We start from the raw sequence: 24,524 nt of genomic DNA, 5'->3' as shown, positions 1-24,524 counted from the left end.
AAATTAAGGGCTTGTACCCGGCGGGAGAATAGGCGTTTTAGGGCCTGTTTTCCTCATGTCAGGGGTATTCAGCGGGCTTTTGTGAATAAGGGCGCTAAAGTTACCATATTTGCGCCTTGCTCTAAATCCCTGCCGTTGATAGAGTTCGTTCATTTAAGGGTCTCTGTCGCGTTTTTCCCATAATATGCTCCGTGCTTGCCGGCTTTTGGGCCATTTTGCGCTCTGTTCGTCATTGAGGGCTGCGCACAAACGGGAACTAACGCGTGGTATCGGAGTCTATTGCCGCTGATTTCTAACGTGTGAGTACGTGCTATTACTGCTAACGTTATGAGGTGGGTGTGCACCGCTGTCAGGTTTTGACTGCAGTGGGGCCGACGGACTCCGGGTGAATATATGTAGAACGTATATTGTGTATAAAGAGCCCCTGTGAACCCTCCATTGAAAGACCACTAAATAAGGTTTAACCAAGTACATGTTAAAACGCCTGCGCGGAGTTTTCTCCAACGACCTTTCCATCGATCTGGGAACAGCCAATACACTAATTTACGTCCGCGAACGTGGAATCGTGCTTGATGAGCCTTCCGTTGTGGCGATTCGCCAGCACAACGGCCAAAAAATCGTAGAAGCCGTCGGTGTGGAGGCCAAGCGGATGCTGGGTCGTACACCGGGTAACATTACGGCCATCCGTCCCCTGAAAGACGGTGTCATTGCCGATTTCCAGGTCACCGAGAAGATGCTCCAGCACTTCATCAAGAAAGTACACGAGAACAGCTGGTTCCAGCCTAGCCCCCGAGTGCTGGTGTGTGTGCCCTGTTTGTCCACCGAAGTTGAGAAGCGCGCTATTCGTGAGTCTGCACTGGGCGCCGGTGCCCGCGAAGTGCGTCTGATTGAAGAGCCTATGGCGGCAGCCATTGGCGCTGGCCTGCGGGTTGAAGAAGCCACGGGTTCCATGGTGGTGGATATCGGCGGTGGTACCACCGAAATTGCCATTATTTCGTTGAACGGTGTGGTTTACTCCGATTCCGTACGCATTGGTGGCGACCGTTTCGACGAGGCGATCGTGAATTACGTGCGTCGCAACTACGGTAGCGTGATTGGCGACGCCACCGCTGAACGCATCAAACAGGAAATTGGCTGTGCTTACGCCGGCAGTGAATTGCGCGAAATTGACGTGCGCGGTCGCAACCTGGCCGAAGGTGTGCCACGCAGCTTTACATTAAACAGTGACGAGATTCTCGAGGCTCTGCAGGAACCTCTGGCTGGCATTGTTCAGTCTGTGAAGAGTGCCCTGGAACAGTCACCACCGGAATTGGCGTCTGATATTGCCGAAAGCGGCATCGTGTTGACTGGCGGCGGCGCCTTGCTGCGCGATATCGATCGTCTTTTGACCGAAGAAACCGGACTGCCTGTCATTGTGGCGGAAGATCCTCTCACCTGTGTGGCTCGTGGTGGTGGCCGTGCAATGGAGCTGATGGACAGCCGCAGCATTGATCTGCTGTCCAGTTGATCTCAATTCACTCATTCAATCAGTAGCCTGCAGGGGCTGAGCAGGAGCGAGCACCATCAAACCACTGTTTTCTCAAGGTCCCTCAGCGGCTTCCCGGGTGACGGGGCTGGGGGCGATTGCCCTGATTCTGATTCTTCTCAACGTGTACACCGACCTGCTGGATCCTGTGAGGGCGAAGCTGGGGTCGGTGGTCGCGCCTCTCTATTGGGTGGTGGATACCCCCCAGTCGGTCCTTGAATGGGGACAGGAGACCTTCCGTAGCCGCAATGAGTTACAGCGTGAAAACCAGGAACTCAAAGCGGAATTGTTGATTCACAAGCGCAGACTGCAGCGCATGGCAGCTCTGGCGGCAGAAAACGTGCGGTTGCGCCATTTGCTCAATTCCGCCGAAACAGTTAAAGACCGAGTCCTGGTGGCGGAATTGATCGGTGTTTCACCGGATCCGCTCACTCATCGGGTGATCGTCAACAAAGGTCGTGAAGACGGCGTGTACCTCGGACAGCCCTTGCTGGATGCTCATGGGTTGATGGGGCAGGTGGTTGAAGTCAATGAGTTCTCTTCCCAAATCCTGCTGATTACCGACGCGACCCATGCCTTGCCGGTGCAGATCAACCGCAACGGCGTGCGGGCTGTGGCGGAGGGCACGGGCGATCTGTACCGTCTGAAACTGCGTCACCTGGCCAATACTGTGGACGTGCGCGAGGGCGATCTGCTGGTCAGTTCCGGTCTGGGCCAGCGCTTTCCTGTGGGGTATCCGGTGGCGAAGGTCACTTCCGTGGTTCACGATCCCGGAGAGCCGTTTGCCCGGGTTGAGGCGCGTCCTGAAGCGCAGCTCAACCGCAGTCGTCACGTGCTGCTGGTCTTCAGTGGCGAAGGTGATCCGGTGACGGCGCCCGCCCCGACCCCTGCTGTACCGGTTAAGGCCAAGGCCGCACCGGCCGGGAGCGGCGAGGAGCCCTAGATGATCAGAGCCCATAACCGATTCATCATCTGGCTGTCGTTCCTGGTTGCGCTGTTGCTGATGATCTTCCCGCTGGGCCGTGAGAGCGGCTGGTTGCGCCCTGAATTTGTCCCGATGTTGGTGATTTACTGGGTGCTGGTGATGCCCCAGCAAAGCAGCTTGCTGTTTATCTGGGGGTTGGGCTGTTGTCAGGATCTGCTGGAGGGCGTGATGTTAGGCCAGCATGCCATGGCATTGATGGTGGTGGCCTATGTCTGTCTCTTGTCCTACCAGCGTATGCGCAACTACACCCTCTGGCATCAGACGTTCTTTGTGTTTGTCCTCGTTGGGCTTTACCAGCTGGTGGATAACTGGGTTCACAGCCTGCAGGGGCATGCTGCGCAGAATTTGATCTTTCTTATGCCGGCCTTTACCAGTGCGCTTATGTGGCCATTGCTGTGGATCTGCCTGGAGCGGATCCGAATCAGTTATCGCGTCAGTTGAAGTATTGGGCGAAAATAAGTGCCAGAATACGGTTTTATTTGAGATTTCCTACTAAACTGGAGCTTCCCGTTAGCGGCATGGTCCGGTATCACCCTGTAAACTGACAAGTCTCATCGGACTGAAAATACAACTTGAGCATGGCTGATTTATACCTCGCGTCCCAATCTCCCCGTCGACGAGAATTACTCTCTCAAATTGGTGTCAAATATCAGGTGCTCTCGGTGGCTGTGCCGGAAGAGCAGCAGGCCGGTGAGTCGCCGGAAGCCTATGTTCAGCGTTTGGCCTGTGAAAAGTCGCAGGCGGGGTGGCTGCAGTTAACCTCCTCAACCGATGACACTCCTCCGGGGCCTGTACTGGGAGCCGACACGCTGATTGAAGTGGACGGACGGGTGCTGGAAAAGCCCGCGAATGAAGCCGACGCGCTGTCGATGATGGCCGCCCTGTCGGGGCGTTCACACCGGGTATTGTCAGCAGTGGCTCTCACATCCACGCAGGGGACCCGGAGCAGGCTATCCTCTACAGAGGTGGCCTTTCGCAAGGTAAGCCCGGATGAAGCGCTGCGCTATTGGCGCACCGGAGAGCCGGTCGATAAGGCAGGTGGCTATGCAATACAGGGGCTGGGCGCAATTTTTGTGGAGCGCCTGTCCGGCAGCTACAGCGGGGTTGTCGGATTGCCGCTGAGCGAAACCAGAGAATTATTAGAAGAATATGGTGTGACTGTTTTGTGATTCGTTAGTGGGTATAAACCCCGGCTAAGGGGGGAATCCGGGTAACGTGTCAGCAGCGCGCGATGTAAAAGGAATAAATGGATGAGTGAAGAGCTATTGGTCAATGCCTCGCCTACCGAGACGCGCACGGCGCTGGTGGAAAATGGCATGCTGCAGGAAGTCTACATCGAGCGCACCCAGCGCAAGGGTTACGTCGGCAATATTTTCAAGGGCAAGGTGGTGCGTGTGCTGCCGGGTATGCAGGCGGCGTTTGTAGACATCGGGCTGGAGCGCGCCGGCTTTATCCATGCGGCGGACATCGCGCCGTTGGGCGCTGACGGTATGGAAGACCGAAATGCCGAAGTCGAAGACATTCGCAACATCGTGCGTGAAGGCCAGTCGCTGGTGGTACAGATTCTCAAGGATCCCATCGGCACCAAGGGAGCCCGTCTGACAACCCATCTTTCTGTCTCCGGTCGCTATCTGGTGTACATGCCACAGACCCGCCACATAGGAATTTCCACCCGAATTGAGGATGAAACCGAACGCGCCCGTTTGAAGTCACTGGTGGAGGACACGGTTGCCGAGTGGGCGGAGCAGCCTCTGGGGGCCGCGGCCGATGGTGGGTTTATCATTCGCACCGTCGCAGAGGGGGTGCAGGGCGATGAGTTGTGTGCAGATATCCCTTTCCTCTACCGTCTGTGGCAGGAGCTCGAAGAAAAAATCAAAACTGTGCCGGTAAAAACCGTCATCCACGAAGATCTGCCGCTGTTTATGCGCACGTTGCGTGATCTGGTGAAGCCGCGAATTGAAAAGGTGCGAGTCGACTCCCGTGAAGTACACGCCCAGATGGTGAGTTTTGCCGAGAAGTACGCACCGGAAATTGCCCGCCGGATTGAACATTATCCCGGTGAGCGTCCTTTGTTTGAGCTCTATGGTGTTGAAGACGAAATCCAAAAGGCCCTGGAAACCAAGGTCCAGCTCAAGTCCGGGGGGTATCTCATTATCGAGCAGACCGAAGCCATGACCACGGTGGATGTGAATACCGGTGCGTTTGTTGGACATCGCAATCTGGAAGAGACGATTTTTAAAACCAATCTTGAAGCGGCCACTGCCATTGCCCGCCAGCTGAGGCTGCGCAATCTGGGGGGCATTATCATTCTCGATTTTATTGATATGAAGGATACGGAACACCAGAGACAGGTGTTGCGCACGCTGGAAAAAATGACTGAGCGGGATCACGCCAAAACCTCCATTACCGGGGTTTCTGAGCTGGGACTGGTGGAAATGACCCGCAAGCGCACGCGGGAGTCTCTGGGACAGGTAATGTGTGAGCCCTGCAGCACTTGTCAGGGGCGGGGCACGTTAAAATCTGCCGAGACGGTCTGTTACGAAATCTTTCGTGAGATTCTGCGGGAAGCCAGGGCATACAATAACGAAAAGTTTTTGGTGCTGGCCTCTCAGACGGTGATTGAACGCTTGCTTGACGAGGAGTCTTCCAACGTTGCGGATCTGGAAGAATTCATCAGTTGCACCATTCAGTTTCAGGTCGAGAGTATCTACAGCCAGGAGCAATACGACATTATCCTGGTGTGATGTTGCACTGGATGCAATGTGGTTTGTCGGGTGTCCTTTAATGTGTCAGGTTTAGTTCATGGGTAAGACGCGCTCCCACAGGGTTGTGGAGAAGCTGATCGGATTTGCCGCAGTCACGGTGATTGTGGCGGCAGTGGTGGTTCAACTGGGGCGCTGGTTGGCTCCCTTGGTCACCGATAATCGTGTTCGTATCGAGAATTACCTCTCGGAGCAGCTGGGGGCCAGCGTTCAGATTGGCTCAATTGAAGCGCGCTGGGAGAGTCTGCGTCCCGAGCTGTCGGTGAATCGTATCTCGGTGGTCAACGCCGAGGGTGATCAGGTGCTCGCAGTAGAGCATGCCTCGGCTCAGTTGGGGCTGCTGTTGTCGTTGCAGGATTTGGACCTGCGGCTGTGGCATGTGGATCTCAAAGGCGTGGCAGTAACGCTGGAGCAAACCGCTGCTGGCGGTTGGCAGTTACCCGGCGTGACCACTGCAGAAAGCTCTTCTTCGCTGTTTGATCCGGTGGACGCGTTACTGATCAGTCGTCACATCCAGTTCAGCGATGTACAGGGCCGGTTTAATTTCATAGATGGGGCTCAGCAGCAGATCGGTTTTACCGAGATGCGGCTGGATAACGACCACTTCTTTCATCGTCTCAAGGGTGATTTGGACCTGCCGGGAAGACCGGATACCGTCCAGTTGCTGTATGAGGGGTTCGGGGACCCCAGAGATCGCGATGAATTTGTCGGCAATGGTTACCTGAAGCTCGACAATTACCCACTCACCAGTGCGGTCGCTTTTGTCTCTGAAAGGGCCGCCGCTCACGCGGGCATTGAGGACGGGCAGGTATCCGCGGAAATCTGGCTGAACTCCCGGCCGGATCATCCGAGTGTCTTGCAGGGCTCGGTTAATTTTCACCGGACTACCGAGATCAACTCTGCCATTCCCCAGCGGGTTAGCGGGAAGATTGCCGGGCGTTTAATCTCCCCATTGCAGTGGGATCTGAATTTTCAGGATGTTCAGGCGTTCTGGAGCGACCGACAAAGTCATCCAGTCAGTGTCGGATTGAGCAGTGACGACACTGGCCATTGGCTGGTGCGTGTTCCGCAGCTGGATCTCACGGAGTTGTCCCGAGAGTTCGACAGCATCAGTCGCATGCCGGAAAGTCCAGTGTCGGAAAAGGTTCGCTCACTGGTCAATGATCTTGGAGCTACCGGCTTGGTCAGCAACATCCATGTCACGATTCCCAAAGCATCACCGATGGATTTTGTCTTGCGGGCCAACCTGCAGCAGGTATCGGTGAATGACTGGAAAGGCGCTCCGGAAATCCGGTCGTTGGATGGTTATCTGGAAGCGTCCTCGCGCAGTGGTTTTGTTGAAATAGACAGTCCCAATGGATTGCTGATGCATTTCCCCCAGATTTATCAGCGTGCTTTTGAGTTTGATCGTGCACAGGGGATAGTGGGTTGGACAGTGCGCCCAGATCAGAATCAGGCGCTGGTTTTCAGTAACCGGTTAAGCATGCAGGGGGCACTGGGGGACGCCAGTGGTTATTTCTATCTGGATGCCCCGCTCGAACGCAATTCTCGTCCTTTGGAATTGATGCTGCAGATTGGCTTACAGGACGGACATGCACTGGACCATAATAAGCTCGTGCCTAAAGTGGTACCGGACAACTTGCTGGATTGGCTGGACAGTGCGATTGTCGGCGGTGAGGTGTCCTCGGGCGGTTTTCTGATGGAAGGGTATTTCGGTGCGGGAGCAGCGAGCACCCGCTCTGTGCAGGTGGCGTTGAATGTGGAACAGGGCGATCTCAAGTTTGATTCTCGCTGGCCATCATTGAAATCCCTGTCAGGTTTTTTGGAAGTCGACGACACTCTGGTGCAGGGCTGGGTGGATGAGGGCCAGTTTCTTGCGACCGCCCTCGAGCCCACCTATCTGGAAGTGGCAAATAATCCTGTCGGTGAAGGTTCCCTGCTGCAGATTAACGGCTCGGTTCTCGGTGATGCCAGTTCCGGCCTGGAGCTGCTGACGCAAACTCCGATTCGCGACGTGTTGGGTTCCGGATTGGATGATTGGCAATTGAGTGGCGACATGAATGCTCAGGTCCAATTGCATATTCCACTGAAGGCCGGTGAGCCCGGCAGCCGCCAGCAGGTGGATGTGGCGCTGGACAATGGCAGCTTGTCGATGACCGGTCTCGGTCTGGAATTTGACCTGGTGAGTGGTGAGCTGGAGTACTCTGATCAGCTGGGGCTGAATGCGAAGTCTGTTTCTGCTCGTCTTTGGGAGCAGCCCCTGGCTTTGAGTATTGGGTCGGCGCCTTCGTCCCGTTCTCAGGCCATGACCACGCGCATAGGATTCGAGGGGCCACTGGATTTTGCCCGCCTGGCGGAGTGGGCACAGCGGCCGGAGGCCCTGTTTGTCGAGGGTATCGTGCCGGTCTCCGGAACTGTCACGGTTGCGCCGGGGGAGATTCCCGTGCGCGTTCAGGCGAGCAGTAATCTTTTGGGGGCACTCATTGATCTGCCGCCACCCTACGGAAAAGCAGCCTCTGAAAAACGTTTGCTGCGTGTGGATATTCCCATTGCCAGCAGCCACACAAGCTACCGTTTTCAATACGATGAACTGGTGGCGGTCAATCTCCAGGCGGCGAAGGATCAGCCACTGCAGGGGCTGATTGCTCTGGGTATGCCCAGTCAATTGCCTGTCAATGATGGACTTTGGCTGGCTGGACAAATCCGGACTCTGGATGCAGAGCGTTGGTGGCCGGTGTTACAGCGCTATCAGACTTTCTCTGAGCAGCTGGGGGGCAATCAGACAGCCCCTCAAGCGGAAGGCGTTTCTCCGGGACTGGTCTCCCGTGCGACTGTCGCAGCTCAGGCAAATTTGAACCTGAAACTGCTGATCGATGAGTTTAGCTGGGGTGATGTGCAGTTGAAAGACGTGCAGGTGGGCGGCGGGCAGCACAAACAGGGCTGGCGTATTCGATTTGACGATGAGCGGGTCAAGGGGGCTTTTTTTATGGCCGACGACGGCAGCCCACTGGATATCGATCTGGATTACATCAATTGGCCGGCACTCTCATCGGCTCCTGAGGCGGCAGCCGAAGGTGACGGGGGGCTAAGCCAGCGCTTAAATGCCATACAGCCCCAGGATATTCCGGCGTTGGATTTCTCCGTGAACGATTTAAGTTTTGGCGAAAAGCATTACGGCGGCTGGAGTTTTCAATTGCGCCCAAACTCAAAAGGGCTGGTGATCTCCAATTTGCTGGGCAGTGTCGACGGAATTCGCGTGACGGCCAGAGATGCTGAGGATGCAACCAAGGGCGTCGCTCAACCCGAAAAAGGCGCATCGCTGATCTGGAGAAAATCCTCGGACTCGAAACAATCAACCCGCTTTTATGGCAAGCTGGCCGGTGACAATTTGGCAGACATCTCCGATGCCTGGCAATTGCCGCGGATGATGGACAGTGAATCGGTGGATTTGAATGTATATTTTCGCTGGCCAGGGAATCCTGCGGATTTCTCTCTGACGGATTTGCACGGCAAGATGAAAATTGATGTTCAGGACGGCCGTTTTTACCGCTCTACCGGTCAGGCCAGTAATGCCTTGCTGCGTTTACTCGGGCTGTTCAACTTCGACAGTTGGATACGTCGGTTGCAGTTGGATTTCTCGGATGTGTTCAAAGGCGGGACGCCCTTCGAAAGCGTGGCCGGTGAAATACAGTTCGATCAGAATATGGTGTATCTGACGGATCCTATCGAAGTTAAAAATACGTCATCGGTACTTAAGATGGGTGGCAAGATTAATTTAGAGGATGAAACCCTGGATACTTCACTGGTAGCGACTCTTCCGGTGGGCGGAAACGCCACGGTGATTGCGGCCTTCGCCGGTGGTTTACCCGCTGCTGCGGGCGTTTACGCCATCAGTAAAATTTTCAAAAAACAAATGGAGCGGGTTGCCAGTGTCAGCTACAGGATCAAGGGATCCTGGAGTGATCCGGACATTGCGTTCGACAAGCTGTTTGATAATAAAGCCGCTCAGGACGCTGCTGACGACAGTCGGGATGCAGCAAGAGATGGCCGAAGACGGGAGAGAAAGGCGAGTGAATAACTCGCCTTCACGGGATCAGGCCTCGATCAGTTCGCGAATGTAACGAAACAGTTTGCGAGCTGAAGTCGGCGGTTTCTGCTGACTTTGTTCTTTCTGTGTATTGCGAATTAACTGGCGCAATAGCTGTACGTTACAGCCGGGAAACTCATCCACAAACGTTTGCAGGGCCTCGTTACCCTCTTCCAGTAAACGATCGCGCCACTGTTCAGCCTGGTGTTGAATCTTGGTGTGTTCCTGCCCAATCGAGATCACCCGATCGTAAGCGGTTTTAATGTCTTCTATATTTTCGGCCTTGCGCATCAACTTGCCGATAAATTGCAGCTGACGGCGGCGTCCCTCGCGGTGTTTCATGCCCCGTGCCTGATGAATGGCGTCTGCCAGCTCGCCTTCAATGGGAATGCGGGCAATGAATTTGTCGCTAAGTTCGACAATTTGTGCCCCCAGTTCCTGAAGCGCCGCCATTTCTTTTTTGACGTCAGTTTTTGACTTTACGTATTCTTCGTCATCGTCGCGGTCGGGAAAATCGTCAAATTGAGACATCGGGTATATCCACTAAAAATGAGAGTTAAGCATAAAAATAGGTGGCGAGACCGAGGAAGGCAAAGAAGCCGACCACATCGGTAACGGTGGTTAATGCCACGCTGCCTGCCAGCGCCGGATCAATTTTCATGCTGCGCAGTGTGATGGGCAGCAGGGCGCCGGCGACGGAAGCCGTAATCAGATTGATGACCATCGCCGCGGCAATGATGGCGGCGATGGTCATATCCTCAAACCACAAGCCGGCGATCACAGCCATTAGTCCCGCCCACAGCAGACCATTCAAAAGGCCCACCAAAAATTCTCGCGAGAGCAGCCAGTTGATGTTGTTGCGCCCGATCTTGCCAAGCGCCATGCCCCGGATCATCACCGTTAAGGTCTGGCTGCCGGCTACTCCGCCCATGCTGGCGACAATAGGCATCAGCACAGCAAGAGCAACGACCTTATCGATTGTGCCCTGAAAAATGTTAATAACCGCTGAGGCGATAATGGCCGTCAGCAGATTGATGCCCAGCCAGATAGCACGCCGTGGTGCGGTTCTGGAGACTGGGGCAAAGGTGTCCTCTTCCTCATCGAGACCGGCCATCCCCATGAACGAGTGATCGGCGCCTTCACGAATGACGTCAACCACGTCATCAATGGTAATCCGGCCGACAACAATGCCGTCTTCATCCACCACCGGAGCCGAAACCCAGTTGTGACGTTCAAACAGACTGGCCACCTCGTTCTCGGGCATGTGCGCCGGGATGGGTTCGAAATCGGTACGCATCAGCTCCCGCACGGTACTGGTGGGGGACGAGGTGAGCAGCCGTGAGAGGGGCAGCAGGCCGACGTATTCTCCCTTGCTGTTGACCACAATCAGACTGTCAGTGGAATCCGGTAACTGGTCGTGACGGCGCAGGTAACGAAACACCACGTCGAGCGTCACCCGGGGGCGGACCGTGACCGTGTCTGTGTCCATCAGGCCGCCGGCGGTGTCCTCGGCATAGGAGAGAACCTGCTCGACCCGCAGGCGATCCTGAGCGTCCATCGCCGCCAGTACTTCCTGAATTACCCGGTCGGGCAGGCGTTGCAGGACATCGGCCAAGTCATCCGTGTCCATGCCTTCTGTGATGGCGACAACCTTTTCGGTGTCCATGCCGCGCAGGAATTGCGCCTGAACTTCTTCGGACAGTTCCTGCAGGACTTCACCTTCCAGGTCTTTGTCGACCAGGCGCCAGAGTACGCGACGGGATGGTGGTGGTGAGGATTCCAGCAGGTGAGCTATTTCGACTGGCTGTAAGCCGTTGAGCATGCGCCGTACCTGTTGAAAGGTACCGCTTTCCAATGCCTCATTGATCTCACCGAGTTGTGCCTGAGTTAAAGCGAGCAATTCATCGGTGTTTTGAGACATAGGCGTTCACACGTATCCGTTTTGAAGGAGGGTAATGCCGAGTATTCTAATGGTGCTGGGCGCCATAAGCTAGGGGAAGCAGATTTTCGCTCGCGTCAGGGGGTATTCCGGCGGAAGGAATGGCGTCTATGACGGTGGGTGATTACTCGTCTTCGTCAAAACGGTTATTGATCAGTTCGATGATAGCCTCCATGGCCTCTTGTTGATCCTGACCTTCTGCTTGCAGGGTGATAACGGTGCCCTGATTGGCTGCCAGAAGCATCAGTGACATAACGCTTTTGGCGTCGACCAGTTTTCCGTTCAGGCCTACTTTGATTTGGCTGGAGTAGCGGGAGGCTGTATTGGCGAATAAGGCCGCTGCGCGGGCATGAAGTCCCAATTTGTTAATGATGGTGACGGTCTCAGTCAGCATAGTGCTCTCAATGGATTATGTTTTTTGTAATTGTTCCAGTTCCCGATGCCTCAATTGAGTGTTGGGGTACTCATTTTTGAATGTTTTATAGAGGCGTTCACACAAATAGACAGATCGGTGATGGCCGCCCGTGCAGCCAATGGCCACGGTGAAATAACTTCGGTTGCTGTTGATGAAGCGGGGTAGCCAGCGTCGCAGATAGCTGCTGATGTCTTCGAACATGTCGTTGACGTCTTCCTGGGCTTCCAGAAACTCAACCACTTCCTTGTCTTGGCCGCTGAAGCTGCGCAGGTGCGGTTTCCAGTAGGGGTTGGGCAGGCAGCGCACATCAAATACCTGATCCACATCCACAGGAATGCCGCGTTTAAAGCCAAAAGACTGGAATTGCAAAGCCATTCCGGGACCGGTGTTGCCGACAATGCGCTGTTTTACCAGATCCCGAAGCTGATGCAGTGTCAGGTTACTGGTGTCGATGGTCAGATCCGCAGAGTTGGCAATGGGCTCTAGAAATCTGCGCTCGAGTGCGATGGCTTCTTTCAGGTCTGTCGTCTGACCGCTGAGAGGGTGCTTGCGACGGGTTTCACTGAAGCGTTGAATCAGAACAGGGCTGCGAGCATCGAGAAACAGAATTTCGCATTGCAGGCCTGGAATCTTGGCCTGAGACAAAAACTCGGGAAACTCCTGCAGGTCCTGCCAGGTGTTGCGGGCATCAATACTGACTGCAAACGATTGGCTTTGGGGGTGTTGATCCAGCTGCCTGACCAGTGACGGCAGCAGCGAGGCGGGCAGGTTGTCGATGCAGGTGAAACCGACATCTTCGAGGACATGTAAGGCTGTGCTTTTCCCAGAGCCGGAGCGGCCGCTAATCACAACTAAACGCATGGGAGTTTCTGCCTCGCTGGTTACTTCGTGTCAGGTGTTCGCTGGTGATACCCCCATCAATGGGTATCAACTCATGCAGTTTTATTACTATGTTAAAGGTACCTTACTTTCTGAGGATTACAAAACAGCGTCGGGATCTGGCGTGATTGCAATGCTGGTAGGCACCTCGGGTGTTTTTGGTGTCAGGGAAACGCAATGGGCATCAGGGATTGGCCGGTTTTCCTCTGACTGACGCTGTGAGGCTTGTTACAGCGTTGCGTTGGCATCCTGTTCCGTCGCGGCCTGGTAGAGGTTGTCAGAATCACTGGCGTCACGGAGGCTTTGTAAATAGCCGGGCTGATGCAGTTGCTCAGCAATGGCGGCCAGGGTCTGAAGATGCTCGTCGTGTGCTTCTTCGGGCACAATCAGGGCAAACAGAATGTCCACGGGTTGACCGTCGATGGACTCGTAATCGATGGGGCTTTGCAATTGTATCAACGCGCCGACGGTACTGGCGCAGTTATTGATGCGACAGTGAGGAATGGCGATGCCTTCTCCTAACCCTGTTGATCCCAGGCGCTCCCGGGAAATCAGGCTGGTGAAAATGTCATCGGCATTGAGTGTCGGTTGGTCTTCAGCAATCAGTTGTGAAATGACTTGCAGAGCGCGTTTTTTACTGCCGGCCTCAACACCGCAAAGGGTGCGGTGTTGAGACAAAAATGATCGTACTTGCATAGGTTAGCGGTGATGATTTCGCATCTTTTCTTTGTGTTTAATGAGTTGGCGGTCCAGTTTGTCAGCCAGTAAGTCGATCGCTGCATAGAGGTCTTCGGACTCGCTGTCGGCAAAGAAATCTTTTCCGCTCACGTGGACGGAAGCTTCCGCCTTTTGGCGTAGTTTATCAACAGATAGTATGACGTTGGTACTGGTAATTCGGTCGTGATGTCTTTCGAGGCGGTCTAATTTGGAGTTGACGTAGTTTTTGATAGCGGTGGTCAGTTCAACGTGGTGTCCACTGATGTTGATTTGCATGCGGTGCTCCTCTTGTCGTGAAACATAAATCGTGAAACGTGGGTCGTACAACTTTGCTATAAAACGTCACCGCTTGTCGGCGGTGACGGTTAAAGCCCCGAAGGGCTTTGACCTGTATCCAGAGTGGGCGACCAGTCCCGATTGCTGTGGACCCGTAATGCTGTCAACAGCGGCTGTCAGACCAATCGCTTACGCTCATTGGATGCGGGTATTCCCAGTGACTCGCGGTATTTGGCAATGGTGCGTCTGGCGACCTTAATGCCCTGTTCGGCGAGCAGTGTCGTGATTTTGCTGTCACTTAACGGTTTTTGCGGACTTTCTGCCGCCACCAGCTTCTTGATGATCGCCCGAATGGCCGTCGACGAGCACTCGCCTCCGGAATCGGTGCTGACATGGCTGGAGAAGAAGTATTTCAGTTCGAAGATGCCCTGCGGGGTGTGCATGTATTTTTGCGTGGTCACCCGGGAAATGGTGGACTCGTGCATGCCGACGATTTCGGCCACATCATGCAACACCAGGGGTTTCATGGCCTCGGCGCCGTAATCCAGAAAACCACGCTGTTTTTCAACAATACAGGTGGACACCTTGAGCAGAGTTTCATTGCGGCTCTGCAGGCTTTTCAGGAACCAGCGGGCTTCTTGAAGGTTGTCGCGGAGAAAAGAGTTGTCATTGCTGGTATCTGCCCGTTTAACCATAGACGCGTAGGTGTCGTTAATACGCAGTTTGGGGGCGATGTCGGGATTCAGATTCACGGTCCAGCGGTCATCCTGTTTGGTCACAAACACATCGGGTACGACGTACTCGGTTTCGCCACTGTAGATGCTGTCCCCCGGACGTGGATTCAGGCTCTGAATCAAAATAATGGCATCTCGCAGCTGGGCTTCCTTGAGCTTGGTTTTTCTCATCAGCTGCTTGTAATCGCGGCTGCCCAGCAGCAGTAAGTGGTCTTTTACTATGAGTTTAGCATCTTCCCGGCAGGGTGTAGTGTTTGGTAGCTGGTTCAGTTGAATCAGCAGGCATTCGCTCAAATCCTGGCTGGCAACGCCGGGGGGATCAAATTGCTGCAATCGGTGCAGAACAGCGAGGACTTCGTCCAGCTCAAGCTCTTCCAGCTCGTCTATCAGGCTCTCGTGGATCTCTTCGGCGTTCATGCTGAGCATGCCGGAATCTTCAATGGCGTCGATGATCGCCATGGCAATCACCTGATCGCGATCCGACATGGGGGTCAGGTTCAGTTGCCACATCAGGTGTTGGTGCAGGGATTCGTCGCTGCCGCGTCGGGCTTCGTAGTCGCTGTCGTCTCCGTCCTGAGCGGCCAGACCGCTGCCGGAAGGGGCTGACTGATAAACGTCATCCCAGCTGGTATCGACGGGAAGGTCTTCGGGAATGGTGTCGCCCCAATCACCTTCAGGGCTGTCGTCGCTGTTTTTATCAACGCCACTTTGATCGTCCTGGGCGCTGGCGGTTGGCTCCCGGTCGCTGTCCTTGTCTTTGCTGCTCTCTGGCTGTTCTTTGGGGGTGTTAATGCTTTCTTCGGAGCTGTCGGCTCCGGAATGGTCGTCTTCGCTGACTTCCAGCATGGGGTTGGAGTCCAGGGCTTCCTGGATCTCTGCCTGCAGGTCGAGCGTTGACAGCTGCAGCAGACGAATGGCCTGTTGCAGTTGGGGGGTCATGGTGAGCTGCTGACCCAGTTTCAGTTGTAACGACTGTTTCATGTATGGCTACGGCTCTGAGTAAATCACTACTCTGCCGCAATGCCAGCGTGTCTTGAGCTGTATGAGAGGTGCGGCAGAATCCTTATCTTGCGACGATCTGATGTTTTTGGTGGTTTTCGTTGATCGTCCGGAGAGCAAGTGTAGCCAGAGTAACTGAGGAGAACAACATAAACAAGCAAGATTTATGCCTGTTTTTACTGTGCTGGGAAAATAAAGTGACAGGAGAATGTCGGAATCCCACAGGGGTGGTGTTTCGTGCAACGCACGCAGCACACTATAAGCTGAATTGATGTCCGAGGTAAACCTCTCTGACCTTTGTGTTGCTGAGCACCGTTTGCGGTGCGCCCTCGGCAATGATGTGGCCTTCGCTGACAATGTAGGCCTTCTCGCAGATGTCGAGTGTCTCGCGAACGTTGTGATCGGTGATCAGAACGCCGATGCCGCGATCCTTCAGGTGCTGAATGATGTGTTTGATGTCGTTGACGGAGATGGGGTCAACGCCGGCAAAGGGTTCATCCAGCAGAATGAATTCCGGGTCAGTGGCCAGTGCGCGGGCAATTTCGACCCGACGTCGCTCGCCGCCGGACAGTGCCATGCCAAGGCTGTTCTGGATATGGCTGATGTGGAATTCTCGCAACAGTTGATCGAGCTTGTCCTTGCGCTGCTGGCGGTTCAGGTCTTTGCGGGTTTCAAGAATGCTGAGGATATTGTCATTGACAGTCAGCTTGCGAAACACGGAGGCTTCCTGTGGCAGATAGCCGATGCCGGCTCTGGCCCGGCCGTGCATGGACAGATGGGTCAGATTCTTTTTGTCGATGGTCACCTTGCCCTGATCCGCTTCCACCAGTCCGGCGATCATGTAAAAGCAGGTGGTTTTACCGGCTCCATTGGGACCCAGCAACCCAACAATCTGGCCGCTGCTGACCGACAGGGAGACGTCGATCACGACGCGACGGCTTTTATAGCTTTTCGCTAAATTGAGGGCGTTGAGTGTGGGCATGGCGTGGGTCTTTTCCTTAAATCCGGCGCAGGGTCAGTGTTGTGGGTATGGCTCAAAGCTTATTTTGAGGAGCGCTCACTTTTGGGCGGGATAGTCATGTGAATGCGATCCGGGTTGGTGGTGCTCTTGTTGCCCTGGGCTTTGACGACGGAAGTTTTCATGTCGTAATCAATTTTTTTGCCGGTCAGTGTGGTGCCGTCGCCCTGACGCAGCGAGGCGTTTTCACTGATGTGCAGTTTTTCCGTGTCCAGCAGGTATTCGATGGTTTTGCCCTTGGCAATGACCAGCTGTTTGTCGGGTGCGGGAATCTGTTGGTACTCGGCGCGATCCCCGGTGGCTACAACCCGGGAAATTTCGTTGTTCACGCTGTAAATCACTACCTTGTCCGCTTTGATGCGCATGCTGCCCTGATCCATCTGAACTGCCCCGGTGTAGGTGGTAATGCCTTTTTTCTCGTTGCGTTCGGCACTGTCGGAGCTGATGTGAATCGGTTGTTCCCGGTCACTTTCCAGAGCCAGCAGTGTGGAGCTGAACCCGCCCAGGATCAGTGGCATAAGAAAAGAAATGGCGAGTTTATTGGGGGTCATGTATGCCTCGGACATTGGATAGCAATTTTATGGTGTCTGTCTGCAAGTACGCTTCCATGCCGACGGCATGGGTGGTGTTACCGGGGCTGGTGATAATAACAGGTTTGTCGGTTTCAGCGTATTGCTGTTCTGGTTTTACGACCAGGTACGGTGTTGTGAGTTCCGAAGATTGTCCAAGATTGTCTGTTTGCGAGATGTGGACTTTGCCCCAGAGTTGAATCAATTTGCCGTTGTTGCGCGCCTTGCCGGTGTTGGAAACAATGGTTGTGGGCGGCTGGTCCGCCGAGTACATCGTCAGTTCCGGCTTGGTCAGGTCGGCGTAATCTTTGGCGGTGCGACGCTTGGGGTTGATTTGATAATAGCGGGTCTCTTCGGCGACAAACACCGAGCTGAGCTGGCCGTTTTCATCGTAGCGCCGACGCTCGGCATTGTGAACGATGTTGGTCGGGTATTTGGCGGCGCGAGGGGCTTCAGGTTTCTGTGTCAGGAAGGTCTCGGGAGGAGAGTCCCAGAAGACCAGAAACAGACATGTCAGCAGAATGAGAAACCCCGGAGCCAGCCAGTTCTTGTTCATGATGCGTCGGCCTACATTACGCCGGCACGAAGGATGTCGTGCATATGAATAACGCCGATGGGGCGGTGTGCGTCGTCTTCAACAATCAACGCAGTGATCTTGCGGCTCTCCATGATCCCCAGGGCTTCAGCGGCCAGCATGTTGTGGTGAACCGTTTTGGGGTTGGCAGACATGACCTGCTCCATGGTGGCGGTGCTGAGGTCGGCTCCCTGGTCGACACAGCGGCGCAAGTCGCCGTCGGTGAATACCCCGAGCAGGTGTCCGTTGGGCGCTGTGACGGTGGTCATGCCAAAGCCTTTCTCGGTCATTTCCACCAGTGCCTGGCTCAGTGCGGTGTCGGCGCTGACGCGCGGCACTTCACCGTCTTTGTGCATGATGTCTTCTACTTTCAGCAGCAGTTTGCGCCCCAGGGCGCCACCGGGGTGGGAGAAGGCAAAATCTTCAGCGGTGAAACCGCGCGCTTCCAGCAGGGCCACGGCCAGCGCGTCGCCCATGGCCAGGGTTACGGTGGTGCTGGTGGTCGGAGCCAGGTTCAGTGGGCAGGCCTCGCTTTCGATGCTGATATCCAGGTGCACGTTAGCAGCCTGCGCCAGAGGTGAATCGGCTTTGCCGGCCATGCTGATCAGGGGGATGCCCATGCGCTTGAGGAGCGGAAGCAGCATGACAATTTCCGCGGAAGAGCCCGAATTGGATATACCGATGACCACATCGTCGCGAGTGATCATGCCCAGATCGCCGTGACTGGCTTCGCCGGGGTGAACAAAGAACGATGGGGTGCCGGTACTGGCAAGGGTGGCGGCAATCTTGTTGCCGATATGTCCGGATTTGCCCATGCCGGTGACGATCGTTCTGCCTTTGCAGTTGAGGATCAACTGGCAGGCGGCCACAAAGGTGTCGTCAATGCGTTCATTGAGAGCCGCAACGGCCTCGGCTTCGATGCCGATGGTGCGCTGGCCAGCCTTGATGAGCTGGGCGGTGTCGGTCAATGGTGTTGTGGTCTGGTTCATAAGCTAAATCTACGGGTCTCAATCTGAAAATCAGGCTGGCTGGTTGTCGTCAGGTTCCGGCCGTTTACTGACAAGATTATCGGCAAACCGCGACTATGGAAACCTCAGGCGACGATCAGCGAAACAGCAGGAAAAAGTAAAAAATGTAGCCGGCCAGTAACAGGCAGCCGATGCGGCGACCGAGGCGGGCGACTCCGTGGCTCTCCGGGTGTCGGTTGCGCACTTTGTAATCAATAATAATAGCTGCCGCCAGCAGGAGCGTGATACCGCCCATGGCCATAAAGTCACGGCTGAAGACATCGCTCTCCATCACAGGCGGATGGATGATGCCCGGCAGTGACATGACGGCCAGAATGTTGAAGATGTTGGAGCCGATAATGTTCCCCAGGGCCATGTCGTGGTGGCCTTTAATGGCACTCATGACTGAGGCTGCCAGTTCCGGCAGGCTGGTGCCAATGGCGACGACGGTCAGCCCGATGATCAGCTGGCTGACGCCAAAGTCTTCGGCGACAATTTGCGCACCCCAGACCAGCAGGTCGGAACAGGCGATCAGCACACCAAGACCAACCACAAACCAAAAGAAGGCGATACCCGTCTTCATATCGGGTATTTCATCGTCATCGACGAGCTCCTCCGGGTGGCCTTTTTTGCTGCGGGTCATGATGTACAGCAGAGGTATAAGACCGCCAAGGAGCAGATAGCCTTCCAGAGGGGACAGGGTAGCGTCGTAGAGCGCAATGCCGGCAGCGACAGTCACCAGCAGTAAAATGGGAATTTCCTGGGTCAGCAGGTGCTTCTGGATGGGCATTGGCGCGATCAGTGCGGTTATCGCCAGCACCATACCAATATTGGCCAGGTTGGAGCCCAGAGCATTACCGATGGCCAGCTCGCCACTGCCCTCCATTGCCGCGCTGATGGAAACGACGATCTCTGGAGCAGAGGTGCCGAGTGATACGATAGTCAGGCCAATGATTAATCGACTTACGCCAAAGTTGTTGGCGATTGCCGCGCTGCCGCCTACAAAGCGGTCGGCGCTCCAGATAAGCCCGCCAAAGCCAACGAGAATTGCAATCCAGGCCAGCCACAGTTCTGACATTGAAGATCCTTAAGCTTGTGTTCAGCAATAATGGTGCAGATTAAAGGGGGCAGATGGTATAGTGGCCTGCTCGGAAAGTCAGCCGTAAAGTGTATTTTTCTGGAAATTGCCGACCTTATCGCTTTTTGGATGCTGCGGGTTAAACCATTGATCGTCGCAGGGTTCTAAGTCAGTGAGAAGTCTGACAGAGCCCGTGGCTCAGATATCAGTCAGTTGCTCTGGCAGCGAGAAGTCGTACTGTGATATTCAGATCAATCGGACAAGACCAGTGCTGCGTTATTTAGATTAGAACTGCATTTAGATTAGAGCTGTATTTAGATTAGAACTACATCAGGAGAGTAGGGCGAGATGGAACAACATCCAATACGTAAGAAAGCCGTATCGATTGCGGTATTTATTAGTGTGTTTTTCAGCGCAATGTGGGTTCAGGCGCAGGATTCTGAGTCCGGGAGCTACCCGGTTGATGGTCCCTATGCGCTGGTTGAACAGGTGACACGGGATATTCTGGATGTGGTTGAAGACAAGAAAAACTTGCTCGACGAGGATCCGGAAGCCTTCTATGCGGCTGTGGGTGAAGTGCTATCACCGGTTGTGGCGTTTGATTATATCGCCAGAGGGGTGATGGGAAGTTACGCCAAGAAGGCCACCCCTGAGCAGCAAGAGAGATTCAGCAGGGTGTTCCGGGATAACCTGATCAGTACCTATGCCAAGGGTATGGCTGTCTATGGGCAGCAGAAAATTGTTTTGGTGCCGCCCGAGCAACCCGTTGGTGATCAGCGTAAAGTCAGTGTGGTGCAAAAAGTACAGACTGAGGAAGCCGAGCACACAGTGAATTACACCATGGGGCTGAGTCGTCAGGACAATCGCTGGAAACTGCTGAATGTGACGATTAACGGCATCAATCTCGGGGTTACTTTCCGCTCCCAATTTGCCCAGGCTATGCGTAAGGATGGCGATCTGGATCAGGTCATTGAAGGCTGGTCTGCCCAGGGGGCGCAGGGCTGAGAGTAATTCAGCAGCATTGGCCGGCCCCAAAAACCGTGTTTTTGGCGCATTTTTCAACTCTTTTTCCCGTTCAGCTATCCTGAATTGAGTGAAACGCTGCGAGGGTGGTGCGAGCGTCGGCCTTTTTCTTTAAACTACGGCGCCTTTTTGTTCTTGCGGCGGCGTACCAACCTGTAATCCCGGGCAGTGCGATGGCAGTCGGTCAGCATCGCGGACAAAGTCAGGGGATTTAAGCTGCCTGAATCGGGCATATCAAGCAACGAAACAGACGAGGACGGGGTATGCAACCTGAAGAAATTAAAGCGTTATTAGAGCAGCAGATTGCCAACAGCCAGGTTGAGGTCAGTGTCGATGGCAGTCACGTCAATCTGATCGTGGTCAGTCCAGCCTTTGAGGGGCTCAACCCGGTCAAGAAGCAGCAGCTCGTATACGGGGCTTTATCCGATCAGATCGCCAGCGGCCTGATTCACGCGGTCAACATGAAAACCTACACTCCGGAGCAGTGGGCTGCTCAGGCGTAATACCGCTTGGCGGAGGGCTGACCCAACAGTTTGGGGGCAGCGATTGAGATTCATCATTCAGAGATAAGCGATTCCTACATGGATAAATTAATCATCACAGGCGGGCGCGAGTTGTCCGGTGAAGTTCGGATTTCCGGCTCGAAAAACTCAGGTTTGCCGATTTTGGCGGCGACGTTGCTGGCGGACTCCCCGGTGCACGTGTGCAACCTGCCGCACCTGAATGATATTACCACCATGCTGGCGCTGCTGCGCTGCATGGGGGTGGGCGTGACCATCGACGAAAAAATGTGCGTCGAAATTGATCCCACCAGCATTAATGACTACACGGCGCCTTACGATCTGGTGAAAACCATGCGCGCTTCCATTCTCGTGCTCGGCCCGATCCTGGCTCGCCACGGGGTGGCCAATGTGTCTTTCCCCGGCGGTTGTGCCATTGGCAGTCGTCCTGTGGATATTCACTTGCGTGGCCTGGAGGCCATGGGGGCCGAGATCGAGGTGGATGAAGGCTATATTCGCGCGAAATCCAATGGTAGATTGAAAGGCGCCCATATCTTTATGGATATGGTTACCGTGGGCGGCACCGAAAACCTGTTGATGGCCGCTTCGCTGGCCGAGGGCACCACCATTCTGGAAAACGCTGCCCGCGAGCCGGAAGTGGTCGACTTGGCTAATTGCCTGGTGGCAATGGGCGCTGATATCTCCGGCATTGGTACCGACACGCTGACCATTAAGGGCGTCGAGCGTCTGAATGGCTGCACTTATTCTGTTATGCCGGATCGTATTGAAACCGGCACCTTCCTGACGGCTGCAGCAGCTGCTCGCGGAAGGGTTCTGCTGAAAGACACCGACGCCAGCATCCTGGAAGCGGTACTGCTCAAGCTGGAAGAGGCTGGCGCCTACATCACTACCGGTCCCGACTGGATCGAGCTGGACATGAAGGGTAATCGCCCCAAGGCCGTCAGTCTGAAGACCGCGCCTTATCCCGCTTTTCCAACGGACATGCAGGCTCAGTTTACCGCGATGAATGCGGTTTCCGAGGGCACGGGTACAGTGATTGAGACGATCTTCGAGAACCGTCTGATTCAGATTCACGAGCTCAACCGTATGGGCGCCAATATCAAACTGGAAGGTAACACCGCTATCGTCACTGGTGTTGAAACCCTGAAAGGGGCGCCGGTTATGGCTTCTGATTTGCGCGCGTCGGCCAGTCTGGTGATTGCCGGTATGGTGGCTGAAGGTGAAACCATTGTGGATCGCATTTATCATATCGATCGCGGCTACGAATGTATCGAAGAGAAGCTGCAGCAGTTGGGTGCCAATATTCGTCGCGTACCCGGCTGATAGACGATTGAGTTGTTAGAACCTGATGGCTGTTAAAACTGTCAGGTCCCATGAAAGAACGTAAGAATTAAGTTATGTCGCACATGTTGACCATTGCCCTTACCAAGGGGCGCATCCTGAAAGAAACCCTGCCGCTGCTGGCTTCTGCGGGTATTGAGCCGGCTGAAGATATCAGCAAAAGTCGCAAACTGATTTTTGCCACCAATCAGGAGCATGTGCGTCTGTTGATCCTGCGGGGCAGCGATGTGCCCACCTATGTGAAGTTTGGCTCTGCCGACATGGGCATTGCCGGCAAGGACACCTTGATGGAAAGTGGCAGTGAAGGTCTCTATGAGCCGGTGGATCTGGGAATCGCCCGCTGCCAGCTGATGACCGCAGCCGTCAAGGGTGTCAAAACCCCGGATGGCCGCATCAAGGTTGCGACCAAATACGTCAACGTGGCCAAGCAGTATTATGCCGCGCAAGGACGTCAGGCAGACATTATCAAGCTCTATGGGGCGATGGAGCTGGCTCCGATCATGGATCTGGCTGATGAGATTGTCGATATTGTGGATACCGGCAATACCTTGCGTGCCAATGGCCTTGAGCCTCGTGAGCATATTGCTGACATCAGTTCCCGTCTGATCGTGAACAAGGCTTCCATGAAAATGAAGCACGACCAGATTCAGCAGGTGATTGATGCTGTCCAGCAGGCTGTTGGCGGCTAGCCCATCCTGATTTTATTCTTTGTTGAGTTTTATACCGTCCCAGCGAGGCCCGTTCATGACATCCTTACCCATCAAACAGCTTAATGCCAGTGCTGCCGACTTCGAGAGCCAGCTGGATGCTCTGCTGGCCTGGGAGTCGGTGTCCGACCATTCGGTGGCCGAAACCGTGGCCAGGATTCTGGCGGATGTTAAATCTGAGGGCGACACTGCTCTATTGCGTTACACCAATCAGTTTGATCGGCTGGGCGCAAACTCTGTGACAGATCTGGTGATTCCCAAAGCCCGTCTCGAAGAGGCGCTGACGAAGGTGAGTCCGGAGCAGCGCAAAGCGCTGGAGGCTGCGGCCGAGCGGGTGCGCAGCTATCACGAGCATCAAAAACAGGATTCCTGGAAATACACTGAAGCTGACGGCACCGTGCTGGGTCAGCAGGTAAGGGCGATGGATCGGGTGGGACTCTACGTGCCCGGTGGCAAGGCCTCTTATCCGTCGTCGGTACTGATGAATGCCCTGCCAGCCAAAGTGGCGGGTGTAGACGAAGTGATCATGGTCGTGCCGACCCCGGATGGTGAAGTGAACGAAATGGTGTTTGCCGCCGCGGCCATTGCCGAGGTCGATATGGTCATTACCGTGGGCGGTGCCCAGGCTGTGGCCGCACTGGCTTACGGCACCGAAACGGTTCCCAAGGTGGACAAGATTGTCGGGCCGGGCAATATCTTTGTTGCGACCGCCAAGCGTTCGGTTTTCGGTACCGTGGCCATTGATATGATCGCCGGTCCTTCCGAGATTCTGGTGGTTTGCGACGGTAAAACCGATCCTGACTGGATCGCCATGGATCTTTTTTCGCAGGCGGAGCACGACGAGCAGGCGCAGTCGATTCTGGTGTCTCCCGATGCCGATTTTCTGGAGAAGGTGCAAGAGAGCGTGGATCGCTTGCTGCCAACTCTCGACCGTGAAGACATTGTTCGCCAGTCGATGGCGGACCGCGGGGCTTTTATCAAGGTGGATGATCTGACGCAGGCGGCTGAAGTGATCAATCGCATTGCTCCTGAGCACCTGGAGTTGTCAGTGGCAGATCCTGAAGCCATGTTGCCGCTGGTGCGCCACGCAGGCGCTATCTTTATGGGGCGTCACACGGCTGAGGCGATTGGCGATTATTGCGCAGGTCCGAACCACGTTTTGCCCACTTCGGGAACAGCTCGTTTTTCTTCGCCGCTGGGGGTGTATGACTTCCAGAAGCGCAGCTCGATCATTTACTGCTCCCCGAGAGGCGCGTCAGAGCTGGGTAAGGTGGCGTCAGTGCTGGCCCGCGGGGAGTCGCTCGAGGCTCACGGGCGCTCTGCTGAATACCGTATTTTGGAAGACTGATGGTGTAGCAGGCCGGCTTC

The 24,524-nt window shown here is 54.9% G+C and carries 23 protein-coding genes; 11 read left to right on the top strand and 12 right to left on the bottom strand.

Annotated elements, in window-relative coordinates:
- Positions 1-472 precede the first annotated feature (472 nt).
- The 6 genes from KOI40_RS07915 (at position 473) to KOI40_RS07890 (ending at position 9,350) form a co-directional block, all read left to right on the top strand.
- On the top strand, positions 473-1,507 hold the full coding sequence (locus KOI40_RS07915; protein ID WP_216096956.1) for a rod shape-determining protein: 1,035 nt from the start codon (positions 473-475) through the stop codon (positions 1,505-1,507).
- 97 nt (positions 1,508-1,604) lie between these two features.
- Positions 1,605-2,468: a rod shape-determining protein MreC gene (gene mreC, locus KOI40_RS07910; RefSeq protein WP_216096955.1), complete on the top strand. Its 864-nt coding sequence runs from the start codon at positions 1,605-1,607 to the stop codon at positions 2,466-2,468.
- A complete protein-coding gene (mreD, locus tag KOI40_RS07905; RefSeq protein ID WP_216096953.1) occupies positions 2,469-2,951 on the top strand; it encodes a rod shape-determining protein MreD in 483 nt (160 codons plus the stop codon). It begins immediately after the preceding gene.
- A gap of 137 nt (positions 2,952-3,088) precedes the next feature.
- Positions 3,089-3,679: a Maf family protein gene (locus KOI40_RS07900; RefSeq protein WP_216096952.1), complete on the top strand. Its 591-nt coding sequence runs from the start codon at positions 3,089-3,091 to the stop codon at positions 3,677-3,679.
- An 81-nt stretch (positions 3,680-3,760) separates the two neighbouring features.
- Positions 3,761-5,254: a ribonuclease G gene (gene rng / locus KOI40_RS07895; RefSeq protein WP_216096950.1), complete on the top strand. Its 1,494-nt coding sequence runs from the start codon at positions 3,761-3,763 to the stop codon at positions 5,252-5,254.
- A gap of 58 nt (positions 5,255-5,312) precedes the next feature.
- Entirely contained in the window at positions 5,313-9,350 is a 4,038-nt protein-coding gene (locus KOI40_RS07890) for a YhdP family protein (protein ID WP_216096949.1), read from the top strand.
- Between the two features lie 15 nt (positions 9,351-9,365).
- Here KOI40_RS07890 and yjgA read toward each other — a convergent pair whose 3' ends face one another.
- The 12 genes from yjgA to KOI40_RS07830 all read right to left on the bottom strand — a co-directional run bounded on the left by yjgA (position 9,366) and on the right by KOI40_RS07830 (position 19,564).
- Positions 9,366-9,890: a ribosome biogenesis factor YjgA gene (yjgA, locus tag KOI40_RS07885; RefSeq protein ID WP_216096948.1), complete on the bottom strand. Its 525-nt coding sequence runs from the start codon at positions 9,888-9,890 to the stop codon at positions 9,366-9,368.
- A gap of 25 nt (positions 9,891-9,915) precedes the next feature.
- Positions 9,916-11,280 carry a magnesium transporter gene (mgtE, locus tag KOI40_RS07880; protein ID WP_216096947.1) on the bottom strand — a complete coding sequence of 455 codons (1,365 nt, stop codon included), beginning with the start codon at positions 11,278-11,280 and terminating at the stop codon, positions 9,916-9,918.
- Between the two features lie 142 nt (positions 11,281-11,422).
- Positions 11,423-11,692, bottom strand: coding sequence for an HPr family phosphocarrier protein (locus KOI40_RS07875; protein WP_216096946.1), 270 nt, complete (start codon positions 11,690-11,692; stop codon positions 11,423-11,425).
- A gap of 15 nt (positions 11,693-11,707) precedes the next feature.
- Positions 11,708-12,574, bottom strand: coding sequence for an RNase adapter RapZ (rapZ, locus tag KOI40_RS07870; RefSeq protein WP_216096945.1), 867 nt, complete (start codon positions 12,572-12,574; stop codon positions 11,708-11,710).
- A gap of 246 nt (positions 12,575-12,820) precedes the next feature.
- A complete protein-coding gene (ptsN, locus tag KOI40_RS07865) occupies positions 12,821-13,270 on the bottom strand; it encodes a PTS IIA-like nitrogen regulatory protein PtsN (RefSeq protein ID WP_216096944.1) in 450 nt (149 codons plus the stop codon).
- 21 nt (positions 13,271-13,291) lie between these two features.
- Positions 13,292-13,585: a ribosome hibernation-promoting factor, HPF/YfiA family gene (hpf, locus tag KOI40_RS07860; RefSeq protein ID WP_216096943.1), complete on the bottom strand. Its 294-nt coding sequence runs from the start codon at positions 13,583-13,585 to the stop codon at positions 13,292-13,294.
- Between the two features lie 176 nt (positions 13,586-13,761).
- Positions 13,762-15,300: an RNA polymerase factor sigma-54 gene (locus KOI40_RS07855; protein ID WP_216096942.1), complete on the bottom strand. Its 1,539-nt coding sequence runs from the start codon at positions 15,298-15,300 to the stop codon at positions 13,762-13,764.
- 274 nt (positions 15,301-15,574) lie between these two features.
- Entirely contained in the window at positions 15,575-16,300 is a 726-nt protein-coding gene (gene lptB / locus KOI40_RS07850) for an LPS export ABC transporter ATP-binding protein (RefSeq protein ID WP_216096941.1), read from the bottom strand.
- Positions 16,301-16,359: 59 nt separating this feature from the next.
- A complete protein-coding gene (gene lptA, locus KOI40_RS07845) occupies positions 16,360-16,887 on the bottom strand; it encodes a lipopolysaccharide transport periplasmic protein LptA (protein WP_216096940.1) in 528 nt (175 codons plus the stop codon).
- Entirely contained in the window at positions 16,874-17,461 is a 588-nt protein-coding gene (gene lptC, locus KOI40_RS07840; RefSeq protein ID WP_216096939.1) for an LPS export ABC transporter periplasmic protein LptC, read from the bottom strand. Before lptC ends, lptA begins: the two co-directional genes overlap by 14 nt.
- Positions 17,462-17,472: 11 nt before the next feature.
- Positions 17,473-18,468, bottom strand: a complete 996-nt coding sequence (locus KOI40_RS07835; protein WP_216096938.1) for a KpsF/GutQ family sugar-phosphate isomerase — start codon at positions 18,466-18,468, stop codon at positions 17,473-17,475.
- A gap of 115 nt (positions 18,469-18,583) precedes the next feature.
- Positions 18,584-19,564: a calcium/sodium antiporter gene (locus KOI40_RS07830; protein ID WP_216096937.1), complete on the bottom strand. Its 981-nt coding sequence runs from the start codon at positions 19,562-19,564 to the stop codon at positions 18,584-18,586.
- 348 nt (positions 19,565-19,912) lie between these two features.
- On the opposite strand from KOI40_RS07830, the gene KOI40_RS07825 reads away from it, so the two are divergent.
- The 5 genes from KOI40_RS07825 to hisD all read left to right on the top strand — a co-directional run bounded on the left by KOI40_RS07825 (position 19,913) and on the right by hisD (position 24,504).
- Positions 19,913-20,569 carry an MlaC/ttg2D family ABC transporter substrate-binding protein gene (locus tag KOI40_RS07825; RefSeq protein ID WP_216096936.1) on the top strand — a complete coding sequence of 219 codons (657 nt, stop codon included), beginning with the start codon at positions 19,913-19,915 and terminating at the stop codon, positions 20,567-20,569.
- A gap of 281 nt (positions 20,570-20,850) precedes the next feature.
- The gene (locus KOI40_RS07820; RefSeq protein WP_216096935.1) at positions 20,851-21,090 is read left to right on the top strand and encodes a BolA family protein; all 240 of its coding nucleotides are present in this window, start codon (positions 20,851-20,853) and stop codon (positions 21,088-21,090) included.
- A gap of 78 nt (positions 21,091-21,168) precedes the next feature.
- The gene (gene murA, locus KOI40_RS07815) at positions 21,169-22,431 is read left to right on the top strand and encodes a UDP-N-acetylglucosamine 1-carboxyvinyltransferase (RefSeq protein ID WP_216096934.1); all 1,263 of its coding nucleotides are present in this window, start codon (positions 21,169-21,171) and stop codon (positions 22,429-22,431) included.
- A 74-nt stretch (positions 22,432-22,505) separates the two neighbouring features.
- The gene (hisG, locus tag KOI40_RS07810) at positions 22,506-23,138 is read left to right on the top strand and encodes an ATP phosphoribosyltransferase (RefSeq protein WP_216096933.1); all 633 of its coding nucleotides are present in this window, start codon (positions 22,506-22,508) and stop codon (positions 23,136-23,138) included.
- A gap of 55 nt (positions 23,139-23,193) precedes the next feature.
- Complete coding sequence (gene hisD, locus KOI40_RS07805; RefSeq protein ID WP_216096932.1) at positions 23,194-24,504, top strand: histidinol dehydrogenase; 1,311 nt, start codon at positions 23,194-23,196, stop codon at positions 24,502-24,504.
- The last annotated feature ends 20 nt before the right edge of the window (positions 24,505-24,524 follow it).

It is taken from the genome of Pseudomaricurvus albidus, from assembly GCF_018863235.1.
Lineage (GTDB): Bacteria > Pseudomonadota > Gammaproteobacteria > Pseudomonadales > Cellvibrionaceae > Pseudomaricurvus > Pseudomaricurvus albidus.
The sequence above is the reverse complement of the archived record's forward strand: the minus strand, read 5'-3'. Positions and strand labels throughout refer to the sequence as shown.

Excerpts from the sequence above, each read along its gene's own strand:
- rapZ (WP_216096945.1), bottom strand. The coding sequence starts at position 12,574 with ATGCGTTTAGTTGTGATTAGCGGCCGCTCCGGCTCTGGGAAAAGCACA.
- mreD (WP_216096953.1), top strand. The coding sequence starts at position 2,469 with ATGATCAGAGCCCATAACCGATTCATCATCTGGCTGTCGTTCCTGGTT.
- KOI40_RS07835 (WP_216096938.1), bottom strand. The coding sequence starts at position 18,468 with ATGAACCAGACCACAACACCATTGACCGACACCGCCCAGCTCATCAAG.
- hpf (WP_216096943.1), bottom strand. The coding sequence starts at position 13,585 with ATGCAAATCAACATCAGTGGACACCACGTTGAACTGACCACCGCTATC.
- KOI40_RS07820 (WP_216096935.1), top strand. The coding sequence starts at position 20,851 with ATGCAACCTGAAGAAATTAAAGCGTTATTAGAGCAGCAGATTGCCAAC.
- yjgA (WP_216096948.1), bottom strand. The coding sequence starts at position 9,890 with ATGTCTCAATTTGACGATTTTCCCGACCGCGACGATGACGAAGAATAC.
- rng (WP_216096950.1), top strand. The coding sequence starts at position 3,761 with ATGAGTGAAGAGCTATTGGTCAATGCCTCGCCTACCGAGACGCGCACG.
- KOI40_RS07900 (WP_216096952.1), top strand. The coding sequence starts at position 3,089 with ATGGCTGATTTATACCTCGCGTCCCAATCTCCCCGTCGACGAGAATTA.
- KOI40_RS07825 (WP_216096936.1), top strand. The coding sequence starts at position 19,913 with ATGGAACAACATCCAATACGTAAGAAAGCCGTATCGATTGCGGTATTT.
- hisG (WP_216096933.1), top strand. The coding sequence starts at position 22,506 with ATGTCGCACATGTTGACCATTGCCCTTACCAAGGGGCGCATCCTGAAA.
- lptB (WP_216096941.1), bottom strand. The coding sequence starts at position 16,300 with ATGCCCACACTCAACGCCCTCAATTTAGCGAAAAGCTATAAAAGCCGT.
- KOI40_RS07830 (WP_216096937.1), bottom strand. The coding sequence starts at position 19,564 with ATGTCAGAACTGTGGCTGGCCTGGATTGCAATTCTCGTTGGCTTTGGC.
- KOI40_RS07875 (WP_216096946.1), bottom strand. The coding sequence starts at position 11,692 with ATGCTGACTGAGACCGTCACCATCATTAACAAATTGGGACTTCATGCC.
- KOI40_RS07890 (WP_216096949.1), top strand. The coding sequence starts at position 5,313 with ATGGGTAAGACGCGCTCCCACAGGGTTGTGGAGAAGCTGATCGGATTT.
- mgtE (WP_216096947.1), bottom strand. The coding sequence starts at position 11,280 with ATGTCTCAAAACACCGATGAATTGCTCGCTTTAACTCAGGCACAACTC.
- KOI40_RS07855 (WP_216096942.1), bottom strand. The coding sequence starts at position 15,300 with ATGAAACAGTCGTTACAACTGAAACTGGGTCAGCAGCTCACCATGACC.
- lptC (WP_216096939.1), bottom strand. The coding sequence starts at position 17,461 with ATGAACAAGAACTGGCTGGCTCCGGGGTTTCTCATTCTGCTGACATGT.
- lptA (WP_216096940.1), bottom strand. The coding sequence starts at position 16,887 with ATGACCCCCAATAAACTCGCCATTTCTTTTCTTATGCCACTGATCCTG.
- hisD (WP_216096932.1), top strand. The coding sequence starts at position 23,194 with ATGACATCCTTACCCATCAAACAGCTTAATGCCAGTGCTGCCGACTTC.
- murA (WP_216096934.1), top strand. The coding sequence starts at position 21,169 with ATGGATAAATTAATCATCACAGGCGGGCGCGAGTTGTCCGGTGAAGTT.
- KOI40_RS07915 (WP_216096956.1), top strand. The coding sequence starts at position 473 with ATGTTAAAACGCCTGCGCGGAGTTTTCTCCAACGACCTTTCCATCGAT.